The organism is Ruegeria sp. AU67 (assembly GCF_900312795.1).
GTDB lineage: Bacteria > Pseudomonadota > Alphaproteobacteria > Rhodobacterales > Rhodobacteraceae > Ruegeria > Ruegeria atlantica.
The window spans coordinates 134,490-152,382 of sequence record NZ_OMPH01000026.1 but is presented as its reverse complement, the minus strand read 5'-3'; the positions used below and the strand labels follow the sequence as shown (position 1 = coordinate 152,382).

Annotated in this window: 20 protein-coding genes; 9 read left to right on the top strand and 11 right to left on the bottom strand. The window is 57.1% G+C overall.

Features of this window, described 5'->3' with window-relative positions; genetic code table 11:
• Nucleotides 1-51: 51 nt before the first annotated feature.
• The 7 genes from trpA to DK510_RS13705 all read left to right on the top strand — a co-directional run bounded on the left by trpA (nucleotide 52) and on the right by DK510_RS13705 (nucleotide 6,065).
• Entirely contained in the window at nucleotides 52-843 is a 792-nt protein-coding gene (gene trpA, locus DK510_RS13735; protein WP_109312569.1) for a tryptophan synthase subunit alpha, read from the top strand.
• A gap of 154 nt (nucleotides 844-997) precedes the next feature.
• Nucleotides 998-2,164, top strand: coding sequence for an alpha-hydroxy acid oxidase (locus DK510_RS13730; protein WP_109312626.1), 1,167 nt, complete (start codon nucleotides 998-1,000; stop codon nucleotides 2,162-2,164).
• A 267-nt stretch (nucleotides 2,165-2,431) separates the two neighbouring features.
• Entirely contained in the window at nucleotides 2,432-3,088 is a 657-nt protein-coding gene (locus DK510_RS13725; protein WP_058279479.1) for a 50S ribosomal protein L25/general stress protein Ctc, read from the top strand.
• A 257-nt stretch (nucleotides 3,089-3,345) separates the two neighbouring features.
• Nucleotides 3,346-4,026 (top strand): aminoacyl-tRNA hydrolase, encoded by a 681-nt coding sequence (pth, locus tag DK510_RS13720; RefSeq protein ID WP_109312568.1) that lies wholly within the window; start codon nucleotides 3,346-3,348, stop codon nucleotides 4,024-4,026.
• An 82-nt stretch (nucleotides 4,027-4,108) separates the two neighbouring features.
• Nucleotides 4,109-5,272 carry a serine hydrolase gene (locus DK510_RS13715; RefSeq protein WP_109312567.1) on the top strand — a complete coding sequence of 388 codons (1,164 nt, stop codon included), beginning with the start codon at nucleotides 4,109-4,111 and terminating at the stop codon, nucleotides 5,270-5,272.
• A 9-nt stretch (nucleotides 5,273-5,281) separates the two neighbouring features.
• Complete coding sequence (locus tag DK510_RS13710; RefSeq protein ID WP_109312566.1) at nucleotides 5,282-5,659, top strand: DUF2237 family protein; 378 nt, start codon at nucleotides 5,282-5,284, stop codon at nucleotides 5,657-5,659.
• A gap of 85 nt (nucleotides 5,660-5,744) precedes the next feature.
• The gene (locus tag DK510_RS13705) at nucleotides 5,745-6,065 is read left to right on the top strand and encodes an antibiotic biosynthesis monooxygenase (protein WP_109312565.1); all 321 of its coding nucleotides are present in this window, start codon (nucleotides 5,745-5,747) and stop codon (nucleotides 6,063-6,065) included.
• A 31-nt stretch (nucleotides 6,066-6,096) separates the two neighbouring features.
• Here the strand turns inward: DK510_RS13705 and DK510_RS13700 are convergent, their stop codons facing one another.
• The 8 genes from DK510_RS13700 to DK510_RS13665 all read right to left on the bottom strand — a co-directional run bounded on the left by DK510_RS13700 (nucleotide 6,097) and on the right by DK510_RS13665 (nucleotide 12,233).
• On the bottom strand, nucleotides 6,097-6,744 hold the full coding sequence (locus tag DK510_RS13700; protein ID WP_234999081.1) for a class I SAM-dependent methyltransferase: 648 nt from the start codon (nucleotides 6,742-6,744) through the stop codon (nucleotides 6,097-6,099).
• Between the two features lie 26 nt (nucleotides 6,745-6,770).
• On the bottom strand, nucleotides 6,771-8,018 hold the full coding sequence (gene trpB / locus DK510_RS13695) for a tryptophan synthase subunit beta (RefSeq protein ID WP_109312564.1): 1,248 nt from the start codon (nucleotides 8,016-8,018) through the stop codon (nucleotides 6,771-6,773).
• Between the two features lie 67 nt (nucleotides 8,019-8,085).
• Nucleotides 8,086-8,421 carry a DUF3291 domain-containing protein gene (locus tag DK510_RS13690; RefSeq protein ID WP_109312563.1) on the bottom strand — a complete coding sequence of 112 codons (336 nt, stop codon included), beginning with the start codon at nucleotides 8,419-8,421 and terminating at the stop codon, nucleotides 8,086-8,088.
• A gap of 46 nt (nucleotides 8,422-8,467) precedes the next feature.
• Complete coding sequence (locus DK510_RS13685; RefSeq protein WP_109312562.1) at nucleotides 8,468-9,109, bottom strand: phosphoribosylanthranilate isomerase; 642 nt, start codon at nucleotides 9,107-9,109, stop codon at nucleotides 8,468-8,470.
• 9 nt (nucleotides 9,110-9,118) lie between these two features.
• A complete protein-coding gene (locus tag DK510_RS13680; RefSeq protein ID WP_058279540.1) occupies nucleotides 9,119-9,469 on the bottom strand; it encodes a lipopolysaccharide assembly protein LapA domain-containing protein in 351 nt (116 codons plus the stop codon).
• 7 nt (nucleotides 9,470-9,476) lie between these two features.
• Entirely contained in the window at nucleotides 9,477-9,761 is a 285-nt protein-coding gene (gene ihfB, locus DK510_RS13675; protein WP_037310872.1) for an integration host factor subunit beta, read from the bottom strand.
• 271 nt (nucleotides 9,762-10,032) lie between these two features.
• On the bottom strand, nucleotides 10,033-11,709 hold the full coding sequence (gene rpsA / locus DK510_RS13670; protein ID WP_058279471.1) for a 30S ribosomal protein S1: 1,677 nt from the start codon (nucleotides 11,707-11,709) through the stop codon (nucleotides 10,033-10,035).
• 248 nt (nucleotides 11,710-11,957) lie between these two features.
• Nucleotides 11,958-12,233, bottom strand: coding sequence for a DUF6525 family protein (locus DK510_RS13665; RefSeq protein WP_234999080.1), 276 nt, complete (start codon nucleotides 12,231-12,233; stop codon nucleotides 11,958-11,960).
• Nucleotides 12,234-12,447: 214 nt separating this feature from the next.
• Here DK510_RS13665 and DK510_RS13660 point away from each other — a divergent pair, with 214 nt between their 5' ends.
• Nucleotides 12,448-13,923, top strand: coding sequence for a sulfatase-like hydrolase/transferase (locus DK510_RS13660; protein ID WP_109312623.1), 1,476 nt, complete (start codon nucleotides 12,448-12,450; stop codon nucleotides 13,921-13,923).
• Between the two features lie 95 nt (nucleotides 13,924-14,018).
• On the opposite strand, the gene DK510_RS13655 is transcribed toward DK510_RS13660, so the two are convergent.
• Nucleotides 14,019-15,707: a tryptophan halogenase family protein gene (locus DK510_RS13655; RefSeq protein WP_109312561.1), complete on the bottom strand. Its 1,689-nt coding sequence runs from the start codon at nucleotides 15,705-15,707 to the stop codon at nucleotides 14,019-14,021.
• A gap of 306 nt (nucleotides 15,708-16,013) precedes the next feature.
• The gene (locus tag DK510_RS13650) at nucleotides 16,014-16,538 is read right to left on the bottom strand and encodes a hypothetical protein (protein WP_058273167.1); all 525 of its coding nucleotides are present in this window, start codon (nucleotides 16,536-16,538) and stop codon (nucleotides 16,014-16,016) included.
• 218 nt (nucleotides 16,539-16,756) lie between these two features.
• Between DK510_RS13650 and DK510_RS13645 the strand changes: the two genes are divergently transcribed.
• Nucleotides 16,757-17,236 (top strand): YHS domain-containing (seleno)protein, encoded by a 480-nt coding sequence (locus tag DK510_RS13645; RefSeq protein ID WP_058273166.1) that lies wholly within the window; start codon nucleotides 16,757-16,759, stop codon nucleotides 17,234-17,236.
• 30 nt (nucleotides 17,237-17,266) lie between these two features.
• Here the strand turns inward: DK510_RS13645 and cmk are convergent, their stop codons facing one another.
• Nucleotides 17,267-17,893 (bottom strand): (d)CMP kinase, encoded by a 627-nt coding sequence (gene cmk, locus DK510_RS13640; protein WP_109312560.1) that lies wholly within the window; start codon nucleotides 17,891-17,893, stop codon nucleotides 17,267-17,269.

Below are 17,893 nucleotides of genomic sequence, written 5' to 3'. Positions count from 1 at the left end.
CCCCTCAAAGTTTCTGCACATCAGTTCTGAACCTGATTGCAAGGACAGCTTATGACACGTATCGACGCCAAGTTCGCCGCTCTGAAAGAACAGGGAAGGAAGGCGTTCGTCGCCTACATCATGGCCGGTGACCCGGATTTCGAAACCTCGCTTGAAATCGTAAAGGGCCTGCCCGGCGCAGGTGTCGATGTCATCGAACTGGGTCTGCCCTTTACCGATCCAATGGCAGACGGCCCGACGATCCAAGCCGCCGGTCAACGCGCACTGGACAGCGGCATGACTTTGCAGCGGACTTTGGATCTGGCCCGAGCTTTCCGCGAGACCGACGACACCACTCCGATTGTGCTGATGGGCTACTACAATCCGATCTACAGCCGCGGCGTCGATAAGTTCCTTGCAGATGCCAAAGAGGTCGGAATTGACGGTCTGATCGTCGTCGACCTGCCGCCCGAGGAAGACGAAGAACTGTGCTTGCCTGCGCAGGCTGCTGGATTGAACTTCATTCGTCTGGCCACGCCAACCACCGATGACAAACGCCTGCCCCGCGTTCTGCAGAACACGTCGGGTTTTGTGTATTACGTGTCAATCACCGGCATTACCGGTGCGGCCGAAGCCCAAGCTACAAATGTTGGCCCCGAGGTCGCCCGCATCAAATCCGCAACCGATTTACCAGTGATCGTCGGGTTCGGGATCAATACACCTGAAAAATCACAGGCAATCGCAACTGTTGCTGATGGTGCAGTGGTCGGCTCCGCTATCGTCAGCCAGATCGCTGCGGGCAAGCCCACCGGCGAAGTTTTGGATTTCGTGAAATCTCTAGCTGACGGCGCACACTCAGCCTGATCGAGACCTGATCAATTTTTAACGCGGTCGGCCCTGTCCGGCCGCGTTTTTTTGTTGCCCGGAATACGTGGCGTCGCATCGCAACGTCCCAGCGTTGCGAGGGCCTCAAATGGTTGGTAAACAAAAAGAACCAATCCCGCGAAGGCCGAAACATATGCCCGTTATTACCAATATCGACGACCTGAAACGCATCTACGAACGCCGCGTGCCGCGCATGTTTTTCGACTATGCCGAAAGCGGCAGCTGGACCGAACAGACCTTCCGCGACAACAGCTCGGATTTCGAAGATATCAGGCTGCGCCAGCGGGTCGCCGTGGACATGGACGGGCGCTCGACTGCATCGCAGATGATCGGGCAGGATGTTGCGATGCCGGTGGCTCTGGCCCCAGTGGGCCTGACAGGCATGCAGCACGCGGACGGTGAGATGAAGGCCGCAAAGGCTGCCGAAGAATTCGGCGTGCCCTTCACCCTGTCGACCATGTCGATCAACTCGATCGAGGATGTCGCAGGGCATACAAGCAAACCCTTTTGGTTTCAGCTTTATGCAATGAAGGATCAGGATTACGTCGGTCGCCTGATCCAACGCGCCAAGGATGCCAATTGTTCCGCATTGGTGATCACCCTGGACCTGCAAATTCTGGGGCAGCGCCACAAAGATCTGAAAAATGGCTTGTCCGCGCCTCCGAAACTGACAGCCAAGACAATCGCAAACCTCATGACTAAATGGGCTTGGGGGATAGAAATGCTGGGCGCACATCGGCGCGAATTTGGCAATATCGTTGGTCATGCCGAAGGCGTTTCTGACGCCTCGTCGCTGGGCGCGTGGACGGCCGAGCAATTCGACCCCAGCCTCGATTGGAAAAAGGTCGAAAAGCTCATGGAACAATGGGGCGGCAAGGTGATCCTGAAAGGCATTCTGGATGCCGAAGACGCGAAGATGGCGGCTAAGCTGGGCGCAGATGCCATCGTTGTTTCAAACCACGGCGGGCGACAGTTGGACGGGGCGCTCAGTTCGATCCGCGTTTTGCCTGAAATCATGGACGCAGTTGGTGACGACGTCGAAGTCCATCTGGACAGCGGCATCCGGTCCGGGCAGGACGTTCTCAAAGCGCTGGCACTTGGGGCCAAAGGCACTTACATCGGTCGCGCTTTTGTCTATGGGCTGGGTGCGATGGGTCAACAAGGTGTCACCACCGCGCTGGATATCATCCACAAAGAGCTGGATACCACGATGGCCCTGTGCGGCGAGCGGGATGTGAGTAGTCTGGGTCGTCACAACCTGCTGATCCCCGAGGATTTCGGCGGTCGTTGGCAGGCCTGATCTCGCAAAACCTTGCAGCAAACCATGTTAAACGGGGCTCTACGCCCACTGCAGCAAACTGCGAATCCCCTGGGATATTTTTTGCCAGATGAAGCTGGGGATCAGCTCTTCATTTGGCCCCAAATATCCCGGAGCGCGAGGCAGAGCCTCGCAAAGTATGAAGACCGCTAAAAACCCCTTTTCAAACCTGACAATTCAAGCTAAGGACGCGGCTTCACGCGGGCATACAGCCTTGGAGGATGCCCGCCCTAACATTGGAGAATTATCATGGCTGGAGAGATTCCTGATCTCGTAGCTCTGGAACGGACGGGGACAGGCAAGGGCGCCGCTCGTCAGGCACGCCGCGACGGCATGGTTCCGGGCATTGTATTTGGTGGCGACAAAGAACCGCTGCCGATTCAGATCCCGTTCAACGAACTGTTCAAGCGCCTGAAAGCTGGCCGGTTCAAGTCGACCCTGTGGAACCTGAAAGTTGAAGGCCAGGAAGACGTCCGCGTCATCTGCCGCGACGTTCAGCGTGACGTCGTCAAAGACCTGCCGACCCACCTGGATCTGATGCGCCTGCGTCGCACCACCAAGATCGCGCTGTTCATCCCGGTTGAGTTCATCAACGAGGAAGAAGCACCCGGCATCAAAAAGGGCGGCGTTTTGACGGTTGTCCGTCCGGAAGTCGAACTGCTGTGCACCGCAGGTGATATTCCTGAGAAGATCACTGTTGACGTGACCGGCATGAACATCAACGACGTTGCCACCATTTCGTCGGTCGACCTGCCCGAAGGCACCAAGCCGACCATCGATCGTGACTTCGTGATCGCGAACATCTCGGCACCGACCGGTCTGGTAACGGATGATGACGAAGAGGGTGAAGAGGGCGAAGTGGCCGTAGACGAAGTTGAAGTCGTCGGTCAGGAAGCCGAAGAATAAGTTCAGGTTTCTGTACCTTGAATTTGAAACGGGGCTCCTTTGGAGCCCCGTTTTTTTTGTCGAATGCGGATCTTCGCGCTAGCTTGCCGCCGGCTCCGGCATTCACTCTGGCAGATTGAAATCACGGCCCCTACTGGCCAGGCGCGCCTCACCTGCTGCTGTTAGTGACAGGCAATGGCAGACGAAGTCTCACTGGAATTCCGAACCAATTCGGGGCATGAGGAAGCAAGTCGTACAATGACGCGCGGAGCAGAACCATGAAACTTTTTGTCGGGCTGGGCAATCCGGGGCAGAAATATGCCCGGAACCGGCACAATATCGGCTTTATGGCACTGGACAGGATTGCCGGCGATCACGGTTTCGGCCCGTGGAAATCAAAGTTTCAGGCAGAAATCGCCGAAGGGCGGTTAGGCTCGGAAAAGGTGCTGCTGGTCAAGCCGCAAACCTTCATGAACCGCTCGGGTCAATCCGTGGGTGAGGCCATGCGCTTCTATAAGCTGGACTCGACAGATGTGACCGTTTTTCATGACGAGCTGGATCTTGCGCCCGGTAAGGTGCGTGCGAAAGCAGGTGGAGGTCACGCTGGGCATAACGGTCTGCGGTCGATTCATGACCATATCAGCCCGGCCTATGATCGAGTTCGTCTGGGCATTGGGCATCCGGGCCGTAAGGAACTGGTCTCGCCTTATGTCCTGAGTGACTTTGCTAAGGCAGATTCGGATTGGCTGGAAGACGTCTTACGGGGGGTTTCCGACGGTGCCGGTCATTTGGCAGATGGCGATGGTGGCAAATTCATGAACGCGGTCGCATTGCGCACCGCACCGCCACGGTCATCAAAAACCGCTGCGGCCTCCTCGAAATCGGTCGCTGCAGCTACCCCTGAACCCGAGGCGGACACCAGGTCCGCCATGCAAAAACTGATGGACAAGTTCAAGTAAGGTCAACGATGTTGCCGCTACGTCTCAATTGCGAACTGCGCCAGTCCGCGCTCCAATGCACACCAAAAGCGGGAGGTAACATATGCGAACCCTGATGAAATGGGTGCTGCGCATCGTTTTGATGTTGGTGCTGGCAGCGGTGGTCGTTGGCGTTTGGAAGCGCGAGGAGATTCAGCGCCTGATGGCAGTGAACTCTTTGTTTTCCGAAGAAAAGATCATTTACAACTTCTCTCACATGGATGACGCCTTCCTGACTGTCGACCTGCCAAGGGGGGAAGGTGCGACATTCGAACTGCCCTACGGCCCCGGTTTTGACCTGCCCGAGGGCACGGACAAATGGGTCGAAGACCGGGCCGTAACCTCTTTGCTGGTGATGCAGGACGGGCAGATCAGGTTCGAAGAATACTATTTGGGGACCGCCCCCGAGGATCGCCGGATATCCTGGTCGGTCGCCAAAAGCTATCTGTCCGCCCTGTTCGGCATCCTGATGGCCGAAGGCGCCATCGACTCGCTGGACGATCCGGTGGTCAAATACGCCCCGAAACTGCAGGGCACCGCTTATGATGGCGCAACGATCCGCAATGTTCTGAACATGGCCAGCGGTGTGACCTTCGACGAGGACTATCTGGACTACAACTCCGACATCAACCGAATGGGTCGCGTCGTCGCCCTGGGTGGAGAGCTGGATGACTTTGCCGCCTCGCTGAACGAAACGTTCGTCGAGCCCGGCGAGACATGGCAATATGTCTCGATCGACACCCACGTTATCGGCATGATTGTTCGCGGTGCGACGGACCGGTCTGTGGCTGATTTGCTGACCGAAAAGATCATCGAACCTCTGGGCCTTGAACGCGACGGCTACTATGTCACCGACGGTGCTGGCGTGGCTTTCGTCTTGGGCGGGTTGAACTTCACCTCTCGCGACTTTGCCCGGTTTGGACAGATGATCCTGCAAAACGGCGAGCATAATGGCCAGCAGATCGTGCCCGCCGAATGGATTGCGGAATCCGTTTTTCCGAGCGCCCCGACCGAAGCCGGAGAGATCGGGTATGGCTACCAGTGGTGGATCCCCGTCGGCGCGCATGAAGGCGAGTTTCTGGCCCGTGGCGTTTATGGTCAGTACATCTATTTCGACCAACCGCGCGGTGTTGTTATCGTTTCAACCGGGGCTGATCGCAGTTTCCGTGACGATGGCGTCAACGAAACAAACATAGAAATGTTCCGCACAATCGCCCAAAGCCTGTAAGGTGTGCCCATGCAAAAACTGGACAGCATAAACGTTCTGGGGGGCGTCCTTGCCCCCTGCTCCCGCGATCCACAGACCGGTTTTTTTCGGGACGGGGCCTGTAACACCTGCGCCGAAGATCAGGGCAGTCACACGGTCTGCGCGGTCATGACGGCCGAGTTTCTGGCCTATTCCAAGTATGTTGGCAATGACCTCAGCACACCGCGCCCCGAGTTCGATTTTCCCGGTCTCAAGCCCGGTGACAACTGGTGCCTGTGTGCCGGGCGCTTCCTGCAGGCCCATGACGAGGGCTGCGCGCCCAAGGTTGATCTGGAGGCCACACATCAGCGGGCATTGGACATCGTCCCTATTGGAATTTTACGTGAAAATGCCGTCGAACCTGATTGACCTCAGGGGTAAAAAGACATCAAAGAAACCCGCCAGCCGAAACTTTGTTTAGCAAGCGCGAAACCGTCAAAAAACGAGGTAGGCTATGAGCTTTATCGCCATGAACCGCTTCAAAGTCCGTTTGGGCAGCGAAGCCGATTTCGAATCCGTTTGGAAAGACCGCGAAAGCCGGTTGAAAGAACTGCAAGGATTTCAAGAGTTCCGCCTTCTGAAAGGCCCCGAAGGCGACGGGTATCGGCTGTATTCCAGCCACGTGATTTGGGACAATCGCAGCGATTTCGCGGCCTGGACCAATTCCGAACAATTCCGCGATGCGCACAAGAATGCAGGCAACGGCAAGACGCAGTCGGCTCTGATGGGACCACCTCAGTTCGAGGGGTTCGAAACGGTTTTGCATCAGAGCTGATCAATCCATGTCGCCAACACCGGATTGATGTTTACACGGCGCGGGCCAGATAGCCGCGCGATGTGCGCGAGGGCGGGCCAGTTGGAAAACTGTGCTCCGCCTCCAACACCCACCCCGCGTCCTTAAGCATCTTGGCCACCTGTTGCGGTCTGTACGAACGGTGACGCCATTGAAACCAGATAATCGCGTTGCACCAGTGTGGTTTGCTGACGACCAGCCACAGCTTTGCCGCTGGCGCGGCCTGCCTGCGCATGTGGCGCAGGGCGTCGGTAGGGTTTTCGCAATGTTCAAGGACATGGGCTGCCAGAACGCAATCAAAAGGCTGGGCTGGTGGAAAATCCTCCAACCGGGATCGGGCAGTCTGGGTCGTAACGCCCCTTAGGGCCAGCGCACCCTCGGCCTGTTTCAGCATTTTCCCGGACGGCTCGAGCAGTGTGACCTTACCTTCGGGCTGAATGACCGCCCGTGCCTCGGCAAAAGCACCTGTCCCGCACCCCACATCCAGCCCGTTCCGGCCTAGATCATCCGCTGAACCGATCGACAGAAACCCCAGATAGGCATCAAAATAGCCCAGCAGACGCATCTTATCCGCCCAGCCGGGGGCTGCGGCATCGTACTTTTGATCGAGACTTTCGGAACTGGACGCGTTCTGCATGCCATGCAGCGTGACATGAAACACCCGGGGCGCAAAGCCCCGGGCGCGCGTTATCCGGCCGAACGGCCTTCGGTGTCGGACATATCAAAGTTCAGGTATTTGGCGACCGTCTGAACGTCCTTGTCCCCGCGACCGCACATGTTCATGCAGATCAGGTGATCCTTGGGCAGTACGGGCGCGATCTTCATGACATGCGCCAACGCGTGGCTGGGCTCCAACGCGGGGATGATGCCTTCGGCTGCACAGCACAGCTGAAACGCTTCCAGCGCCTCTTTGTCGGTGATCGAGACATAGTTCGCGCGACCGATGTCATTCAGCCAGGAATGCTCGGGCCCAATGCCAGGGTAATCCAAGCCGGCCGAGATCGAATAGCCTTCGAGTATCTGGCCGTCATCGTCCTGCAGCAAGTAGGTGCGGTTACCGTGCAGTACACCCGGACGACCACCGGTCAGCGAGGCGCAATGCTCCATCTTTTCGTTCACGCCCTTGCCGCCAGCCTCGACACCGATGATGTTGACGCTCTTGTCGTCAAGGAACGGGTAGAATAGGCCCATCGCATTCGACCCACCGCCGATGGCGGCGATAAGCGTGTCGGGCAAACGGCCTTCGGCCTTTTGCATCTGTTCCTTGGCTTCCTTGCCGATGATCGACTGGAAATCACGCACCATCGCCGGATACGGGTGCGGGCCCGCCACGGTACCGATGCAATAGAACGTATCACGTACATTGGTGACCCAGTCACGCAGCGCGTCGTTCATCGCGTCCTTCAGCGTGCCTCGTCCGGAAGTAACCGGAATTACCTCGGCACCAAGCAGGCGCATACGGAACACGTTGGGCGCTTGACGCTGCACATCGTGCGCACCCATATAGACCACACATTTCAAACCGAACTTGGCGCAGACGGTGGCTGTTGCCACACCGTGCTGCCCTGCCCCGGTTTCCGCGATGATCCGGGTTTTGCCCATGCGCCGCGCCAGAATGATCTGGCCCAGAACATTGTTAATCTTGTGCGCGCCGGTGTGGTTCAATTCGTCGCGTTTCAGATAGATTTTCGCACCACCCAGATGCTCGGTCAGGCGTTCCGCGTAATACAGCGGCGAGGGGCGACCCACATAGTTCGCCCACAGATCGTCCATCTCGGCCCAGAAGGTGGGATCATCCTTGGCCTTCTCATATTCCTCTTCAAGCGACAGGATCAGCGGCATCAGCGTTTCGCTGACAAACCGTCCGCCGAAGATGCCAAACCGGCCTTGCTCGTCGGGACCGGACATGAAGGAATTGAAAAGATCGTTGGCCATGGGTGTCTCCCTCGTCGTACCCGTTGTTCATAAGAGGTAGTGGATGGTTTTGCCATGGCAAAACGTATCATTTCGCGGGCCTGAATCGATGCTTCCAGATCCGCAGGGCCTGCTCTTCGGTTGGAACTGCAATGCATGAGAAATGGTGGAACGCATGCGTGATGGACAACCGGTCCGATGCCTCAAGAACGCGCCTGTGTGGTCCCGAATGGGCAAATGTCAGCATGGCCTCGGCGTCTTGCCAAACACTGAGTGAAAAGTAGAGACCGCCGTGAGGGAACATCTGCGCATGCTCGCATAATGGATCCCCTCGCGCCTGCTTCAACGCTTGCCCGGCCCGCCAAAAGAACTCTGGCGCGTTGTACCAATGTTGCAGGGAAACCCCACCAATCGCTGCAATCATCTTTGTTCCTCCCCAGCGCTATATACGGGGGAAGTCAGCATTCAGATCAATGAGTGGCGGATACGAATTCGGAAATCTTAATGGTATCTTTAACTCCCGGCGCGCTTTCGACACCCGAAGACACATCGACTTGTTTTGCACCGGTCATCCGGATCGCCTCGGCAACGTTGTCTGGCGTCAGTCCCCCGGCCAGCATCCATGGCTTTTGCCAGTATTTCCGGCCGGCCAGCAGCCGCCAATCAAAGGCCAACCCATTCCCGCCCGGCAGTTCGGATGTACGCGGAGGTTTCGCGTCGATCAGCAACTGATCTGCAACCTCGGAATACAGGTCAATTGCGCGCAGATCCTCGGCCTCGGCGATGCCGATTGCTTTCATCACCGGCAAGCCAAACCTGTCGCGAACCTCAGAAACACGCTGCGGTGTTTCTTTGCCGTGCAGTTGCAACATGTCCAAGGGCACGCTTGCGACGACGCGGTCCAGTTCAGCGTCCGTCGCATTCACGGTCAAGGCGACTTTGGCTACGCCTGCTGGCACAAGTTGGGCCAGTGACGCGGCCGCATCAATTTCCAGATGACGCGGCGATTTTTGGAAGAAAACAAACCCGACATATCGCGCGCCAGCGTTAGCCGCAGCGCGCACATGATCAGGTGCGGTCAGCCCGCAGATTTTAACAGCTACGTTCGTCATAAAAGTGCCTTAGCTGGCTTCGTCCAGCAGAGCCAGAACGTCGTCCTTGCCCTCGTTCTGCTTTTTCTTGAGCTTCTTGACCTCACGCTCAAGCTTGCGCACTTCTCCGGTCTTGGTCGAGGCATCGCGGCGGTGTTTATGCTCGCGCAGCCATTCCCACAGGAAGCCGATGATCAAACCGGCCACGACGCCGCCCAGCACCACGATGAACAGTGGCAAAGACGTTGAGAAATTGAGCCCCAGCAACTCGGCCAGGGCATCCGGCATCAGTTTCAACTCGACCATCTGGCGATTGGCCAGCGAGATTGACACAAGAACGATCCCGAGGATCGCCAGGAAAGCATATCGAAGGTAACGCATCATGGTGTCAGGCTTTACCGTTCAATCGGTCCCTTAGCAACTTGCCAGTTTTGAAGAATGGAACACATTTTTCTTCGACCTGCACGGTCTCACCCGTACGAGGATTGCGGCCAACACGCGCGTCACGTTGTTTGACCGAGAACGCACCGAAGCCGCGCAGTTCAACACGGTCGCCACGCGCCATGGCATCTGTCACTTCTTCGAACACGGTATTCACAATCCGCTCGACATCACGCTGATAGAGATGCGGGTTTTCGTCGGCGATTTTCTGAATCAGTTCTGAACGGATCATGAGTGTTACCCTCCCAGGCGACCGGTTAACCATGTCTATACTTCTGGACAGTATAGGAAAAAACCGTGATCGGGGGAACGTAAACTCTGCGTGCAAAGCATTCATTTTACAGCAAAGTCGCGCGATTTTTTGCTTGTTCAGGCAAAATCCGCTCTTAAAGCGTGAACGACGGCCGCGATAAGCCCAAATTTTGGAACATATTGATTCGCAACAAAAACGGCCCCGCGCGTCTGCACGGGGCCGTAAATTCGGCTGAAAATCCAGCCTGAGCTTAGTCGCCGGATTTCAGCGCTGCACCCAGGATATCGCCCAGCGATGCGCCCGAGTCGGAAGAACCGTACTGTTCCACGGCCTCTTTCTCTTCGGCGATCTCACGTGCCTTGATCGACAGACCCAGACGGCGAGTCTTGCTGTCGACATTGGTGACGCGGACGTCGATCTTGTCGTTAACCGAGAAACGCTCGGGGCGCTGCTCTGCACGGTCACGCGACAGGTCGGAACGACGGATGAAGGACTTCATGCCTTCGTATTCTACCTCGATGCCGCCATCTTCGATCGCAGTGACTTCGACAGTGATGATCGAACCGCGCTTCACGCCGCCAACGGCTTCTGCGAACTTGTCACCACCCAGGGCTTTGATCGACAGCGAGATACGCTCTTTTTCCACGTCAACTTCCGAGACAACGGCCGAAACCATGTCGCCTTTGCGGTAGTTCTGGATCGCATCTTCGCCACGTTCGTCCCACGACAGGTCGGACAGGTGAACCATGCCATCGATGTCGCCTTCGAGGCCAATGAACAGACCAAATTCGGTGATGTTTTTGACTTCGCCTTCGACTTCGGTGCCCTCGGGGTGTGTTTCTGCAAACACTTCCCACGGGTTGCGCATGGTCTGCTTCAGGCCCAGAGACACACGACGCTTGGCGCCGTCGATTTCCAGAACCATGACGTCGACTTCCTGGCTGGTCGAAACGATCTTGCCGGGGTGGACGTTTTTCTTGGTCCAGGACATCTCGGACACGTGCACCAGACCTTCGACACCGGCTTCCAGCTCGACGAACGCGCCGTAGTCGGTGATGTTGGTGACGCGACCCTGATGGACCGAGCTCAGCGGATACTTGGCAGCAACCAGATCCCATGGATCTTCCTGCAGCTGCTTCATGCCCAGGCTGATGCGGTGGGTCTCTTTGTTGATCTTGATGACCTGAACCTTAATGGTTTCGCCGATCGTCAGGATCTCGGACGGGTGATTCACACGACGCCATGCCATGTCAGTTACGTGCAGCAGGCCATCAACGCCGCCCAGGTCAACAAACGCACCGTATTCGGTGATGTTCTTGACCACGCCTTCGACGGTCTGACCTTCGGTCAGGTTGCCAATGACTTCGGCACGCTGTTCGGCACGCGATTCTTCCAGGATAGCACGGCGCGACACAACGATGTTGCCACGGCGGCGGTCCATTTTCAGAATCTGGAACGGCTGCTTCAGACCCATCAGCGGGCCAGCGTCGCGCACGGGGCGAACGTCAACCTGCGAGCCGGGCAGGAACGCAACTGCGCCACCCAGATCGACGGTGAAGCCACCTTTGACACGACCAAAGATTGCACCTTCGACGCGCTGGTCGTCGGCATATGCTTTTTCCAGACGGTCCCATGCCTCTTCACGGCGGGCCATCTCGCGCGAGATAACGGCTTCGCCACGGGCGTTTTCTGCGGCGCGCAGGTAGACTTCTACCTCGTCACCAACAGCGATTTCAGGAGCTTCGCCGGGATTCGCGAATTCTTTCAGATCAACGCGGCCTTCCATTTTGTAGCCAACGTCGATGATGGCTTGGCCGGCTTCGATCGCCAGTACCTTGCCTTTGACAACAGAACCCTCTTCGGGCGTGTCCATTTCGAAGCTTTCGTTCAGGAGGGCTTCGAATTCCTCCATGGTTGTATCAGCCATCTGGCAGTGTTTTCCTTTACATACGTTTTTACTGGCCGAGCGGTTGTCTCCGCCGGTCTTGTTTCATGGTGTCATCGGACGTGATCCGGTGCGCCCCTGAGCAAACAAACACAAAGGGCCGAGGTGACCCGGCCCTGCTCAGTAACGTCATCCGGACGTTGACCGCCCTTGTGTTGACAGCGCGCGTATATGCGGAATTCCCGACATGTGCAAGAGGAAAGCCTTGATATACAGGGCATCGGCCGCCGTCACACTCGGCGCGCCATGTCCCAAACGCGCCCGTCCCGTTGCAACATAGATTGCTCAATCGCATTCAATCGCGAATAGGCATCATCTGGATTATGCGCGCCGCCTACTTTATGCCAAATGCGCAGCGCCGAGGCCGGGCTCCACGGCAAACAAGCCGAGGCAAGCCACAATCGCAATTCGGCAGGCAACGCATCATAGGCCTGCATTGGTGATCCCGTCCGCCGGCGGCGTTTGATCCGGCTGCGCAGGTTTCGGTTCTTTCTGCGGTCAGTCATTGTGCGCTCCGTTCATCGGCGCGCACGAACCTAGACTGTCAGGTGTCAGTGGATATCGCCATGCTCGCTCGATAATTTTGCTATGTTATTACATTGGTAATATCCATGTGCAACCGCCCTCGTAATGGCATTGCTCGATTCCCGCGAAGAATGTCGTGTTTCGCACAGCAAAGTCTGCGCCAATTGCGAAACTTTGAAAAAGTCGGAGGATCTCATGCGTCAACACCTGAATTTTCTCGTCATCGTTTCAGACGAACACCGCAAAGACGCGATGGGATGCGCTGGCCATCCGATTGTCAAAACACCTAATCTGGATGCACTGGCCGCGCGCGGCACGATGTTTCAGTCCGCCTACACACCCTCACCCATGTGCGTACCCACACGGGCGGCGCTTGCGACCGGTGACTGGGTTCACACGACAGGAAACTGGGACAGCGCAACACCCTATGACGGACATCCGCGCAGCTGGATGCGGCAGTTGCGCGATGCAGGGCGCGAGGTCGTCTCTGTTGGAAAACTGCATTTCAGGTCCAACGAAGACGACAATGGCTTCTCGCGGGAAATCCTGCCGATGCACGTGGTCGGAGGTGTCGGCTGGGCCGTTGGGCTTTTGCGCGAAAACCCACCAGACTATGATTCGGCATCCGAGCTGGCGGGTGATGTGGGCGTCGGGCCCAGCACCTATACCGATTACGATCTGGACATTGCCGCAGCAGCCGAGGCCTGGCTGGCCGATCCCGCGCGACAGGACAAACCCTGGGCTGCATTTGTGTCGCTGGTCAGCCCACACTATCCCCTGACCTGTCCCAAGGAATGGTACGACCTTTACGATCCAGCTCAGATGGATTTGCCAGTCGGGTATGGCAAAGGGCTGCCTAATCATGAAGAGCTGCGCAACATCGCCGCGTTCTTCAACTATGAGGACTATTTCGACGAACAGAAAATGCGCGAGGCGAAAGCGGCTTATTATGGCCTGATCTCACTGATGGATGATTGCGTGGGGCGCATCCTGAAAGCCTTGTCCGACAGTGGTCATGCTGAAAATACGGTCGTGATCTATGTCTCGGACCACGGTGACATGATGGGGGATCAGGGGTTTTGGACCAAACAGGTAATGTATGAGGCCAGTGCAGGAATTCCGATGATCGCGACCGGCCCGGGTATCCCGTCGGGACGGCGCGTCACCACATGTACCAATCTGACCGATATCGCTGCAACTGCCCGGGACGTCTGCGGCGTCGAAGCCGACGACGGCAACGCGGGTCAACCCGGCTTGTCTCTGATCGAGTTGGCCAAAGCACCGGACGACCCCGACCGGACCGGTTTCAGCGAATACCACGATGGTGGGTCAAAAACCGGCAGTTTCATGGTGCGATGGGGCGAATGGAAATACGTCTATTATGTCGGACAGCCCCCGCAATTGTTCGACCTGTCAACCGATCCGCAGGAACAGACCAACCGCGCGCAGGATCGGGTAAATGACCCGCAGGTTCAGACCGCGCTGGCCGAAGGGGAACGCCGCCTGCGCGAAATCTGCGACCCCGAAGAGGTCAACGCCCACGCCTTTGCCGACCAGCGCAAAAAAATCGAAGACCTGGGCGGAGAAGAAGCCTGCCGCACGGCCTTTGTCTTCAATCACACGCCCACCCCATCCGAGCAGGAAAAGCTGCGTGAAGGACCCGCGCTTTAACGCAGGTATTTTGCATTTCTCCAGTGGGTCCTCGGTCCGCGCAGCGCAGTTCAATGCTGCGACCACCGCAAAGCTGCGCGGAGCGCTAGGACCTTCTAGAACAGTTGCAGGTCCTTCTTGCCGCTTTGGATTTCGGCAAGGTTCGGCATGTTCTGGATTGCCACGGGTGCAAGTTGTTCGCCCGGCATCGCGACGGTCGGTTGCATCGCAGCCGCCATACCAAAGGCTGGGGGCTGCTCCAGCTCTCCTCGGATATCGCGCAGCAGTGTTTTGTGATCCGGCATCGCCTTGAGGATCTGCGCAAGATCCACCTTCGCGCCCTTCCACCACTGGAACCAAATCGGTTTCTTCAACGGCCGCAGACGATCACGGATGCCGGTCCCATAGCCGGTGTCATAGACCTGCTTGCCCAAAAGAACCGTCTGATAAACGCGGAAATTAAACAGTGTGGCGAATTCGATATCGTGTTCCATGGGCAGGCGGTGCTGCCACAATTCCAGGTTTTCGGCCAAACGATCCGGTATCTTCATCTCTGTGCGCGCATCGATCCAATATTGATCATCCGTGCGGTTGCCCAGGCGATAGTGCAGACAGATGAAATCCAGGACCTCGTCATACATCTTGTTCATTTGCCGGTTATATCTTGCCCGCAGCGATGGTTCGATGTCGCGTGTAGGCAGGTGTTCTGCGAACCAGCGCACCGCATGATCAACCATATGGATTGCGGTACTTTCCAACGGTTCAATGAACCCGCCAGACAAACCGATTGCCAGACAGTTCTTGACCCAGGCATTGCGCACGCGCCCGATGCGCATCGGGATCACGCGCGGTGTCAAACCTTTGCCGCTGTCGCCTAGCCATTCGAGATATTCATCTGCCGCCTGATCATCCGTGCGATGCGCCGATGAATACACATAGCCTGTGCCCACACGGTTGTAGAGCGGTACCCGCCATGTCCAACCGGCGCCCAGCGCGGTAGACCGGGTGACGCTTTCGATTTTCTCTGGGTCGGGATGTTCAATCTGCAACGCCATGGCGCGGTCGTTGGGCAGGTAATCCGAGTAATCCATAAACGGCTCACCCAGTGCTTTGTTGATGATCAAACCGCGGAACCCGGTGCAATCTATGACCATCTCGATGTCGTGACGGCCCTTACGCTCTAACATCAGATGGCTGACATTGCCCTGTTCATCCAGCTCAACCGCCTGCACCTCATCCTGGATATGCTCAACGCCGCGCTTGGTGCAGACCTTGGTCAGCATGCCCGCAAATTTCACAGCGTCCAGATGATATGCATAGCCAAACCGTTGCTCGAACTCGGGCTGACCCAGCGGTCGCCCGCCCTTGCACAGGCGGGCCAGATCGTCATGCGGCGAGATGGATTGCGTAAAGTCCCGATCGCCATTGCCAAAGCGTAAGAAGTATTCGGCGGCTTCCAATCCTTCCAACAACTGACCGTGGGCAAAAGGGTTCACGTAGTCGATGCGATTGCCCTTTGAGTCCTTGTTCCAATTGCAGAACTTCACGCCCAGCTTGAACGACGCATTGGTCTCGCGAAAAAAATCCCGCTCGGAAATGCCCGCCTGACGCAGAGTGACCGGCATGCGCGGCACCGTGGCTTCACCGACGCCAACGGTGGCGATATTGGGGCTTTCGATCAGGCAGATGCGCGGGCGATCCTTGGGGGCCGAGGTGCGTGAAAACACCATGTCCAGTATCAGCGCGGTCATCCAACCCGCCGTGCCACCACCCACGATAGTGATCTTACGCAAACGATTATTCATATTGTTCTGTCCCTGTTGGCTTGAGGGATTTTTTGGCTGCTTCCCCTTTTTGTTTTTGAGGATTGTATGGCAGCCTTCCCTTCTGGCATGGAAAAAGCATAGCAGGTTTCCTGCGTCCAGCTAGGGTCTAGCGCGCCCTGACCTGAATGTACCTTCCTTCTTTCGGCAAAGCGACGCTCGGTCACGGCACCCTGCCCCGGGCAGTACACATAACCGCGATGCGTTAAAGGCAAACCGGGCCGCCGATGGACCGCAGCTTCTGCGCGGCAACTTGAAATCAGAGCAAACGCAATTCCCGGGCGCGTGTCAGATTTCCTCACCTTTTTTCAGAAGCTCTTCGATCAGATCGCGCTGCAAATCCTGGCTGTCGCCCCCTCCGAATTCCGCCGCTCCACCGGTGTACAAGGTGCCATAGGTCTTGGCGATATTCACTGTCTGGGCCAGCCCCGAGATCAGTTGGTTCTTGTCCAGCCGGGATAGCGGATGGATGTACGCAGCCCACAAGATACCATTTGCGAGCGCGTAACGCGCGTCCAGCGTACTGTCAAAATTCGCCTGCATCACGCGTTCAAGGTCAGCGGGCGACAAATCTTCGGCGCTGCCAATCGCGACCATGGCCCGCATCCGATCCGCATTGATATCCGTAACGACCAGCACCGTTACGTCCCCAACCTTCAGCTCAAATCCCGGTCCAAACGGTTTCGCGTCAGGATCGAGCGCAAAGATGATCTTTCCCAACCGCTCATACGTCATTGGGGGTTCCGGCTCAGCCGTCTCTTGAGCCAATGCACTTCCGGCAAGGAAAATCATCAATAAGGCTAATCGGATCATGGCATCGCTCCTGCAGGCTATAGGCCGACAATAGGGTCGAGGCACAGACCTGACCAAACAAAGCTTGGTGAACAGTATTTCGAAGGCACCGACAGCTTTGAACGATCTGCAAGATACTCAGGGCCTTCTGCGATAGCTCGTTCAGAACCGAGTTCCTAGCTTTGGTTCAGCGGCTGGCAGACCTGCTGGCCGGATACTGAACCGGAAAGGAAACACAAATGAAGTCTCTCGTTCTTACCACCCTAATCGCCACATTGCCCCTGATCGCAGCCCCGGCCTTTGCTGCGGATGAGATCAACGTATCAAACGGTATTTCTGCCGCCGGTGCGCCGCTTGCCGCGCATGGGGTCGATCTGGTGACTCTCGTTAACGACGGCAACCCGGTCGATGGCTTTGCCACCCACTCGGCCACTTATGACGGCGCATCTTATTACTTCACCAGCGCCGCCAACCGCGAAGCGTTCGAGGCCAACCCGGCGGCCTACCTGCCACAACATGGCGGGTTCTGTTCGTTCGGCGTTTCTGTCGGCAAAAAATTCGACGGCGATCCGGATCAATACCTGGTGGCTGACGGAAAGCTGTATCTGTTCCTGAACGCAGATACTCGCGCGGCGTTCCTTGAAGATGTCTCTGCCACATCCGAAACCGCTGACAATCAGTGGTCCAAGATCAAAAGCATCGCGGTCGGAGAACTGTAATCTGGCCACAAAAGACCAAGGCCTGCACGGTTACGACCGTGCGGGCTTTTTTGCTTCGATGACCTTGATAGCTTTTTCCAACGCGGCTTCGACGCTCAAATCTGACGTGTCCAGCAGGACTGCATCCTCTGCTGGCTTCATCGGCGCAGTGCTGCGTTCCGTATCCCGCGCGTCGCGCTCTTTTACGTCCGACAGCACCTGTTCACGCGAGATATCATTGCCCTTCGCGATGAGCTCAAGGAACCGACGCTCGGCCCGAACTTCGGGGCTGGCGGTGACGAACAGTTTCACCTCGGCCTTGGGACAAATCACAGTACCGATGTCGCGACCATCCAGCACCGCGCCCCCGCTGCGGCGCGCAAACGCCCGCTGAAAGTCAACCAACGCGGCCCGAACCTCGGGGATCACGGCTACTTTTGAGGCTGCTTGCGCAATCTCGGCCGTGCGCAAATCGCCCTGCTCCAACTCTTCGGCGGTCAGGGCGTGCGCTGCCGCAATCGGCTCCAGTCCCTGCAAAGTCCGCCTGCCGACCGCGCGGTACAAAAGCCCGGTGTCCAGATGCGCGAAGCCAAATCGGGCCGCGACCGCTTTTGAGATCGTGCCCTTGCCCGCTGCAGATGGTCCGTCAATGGCGATTGTGAACTGCGAATCTAACAT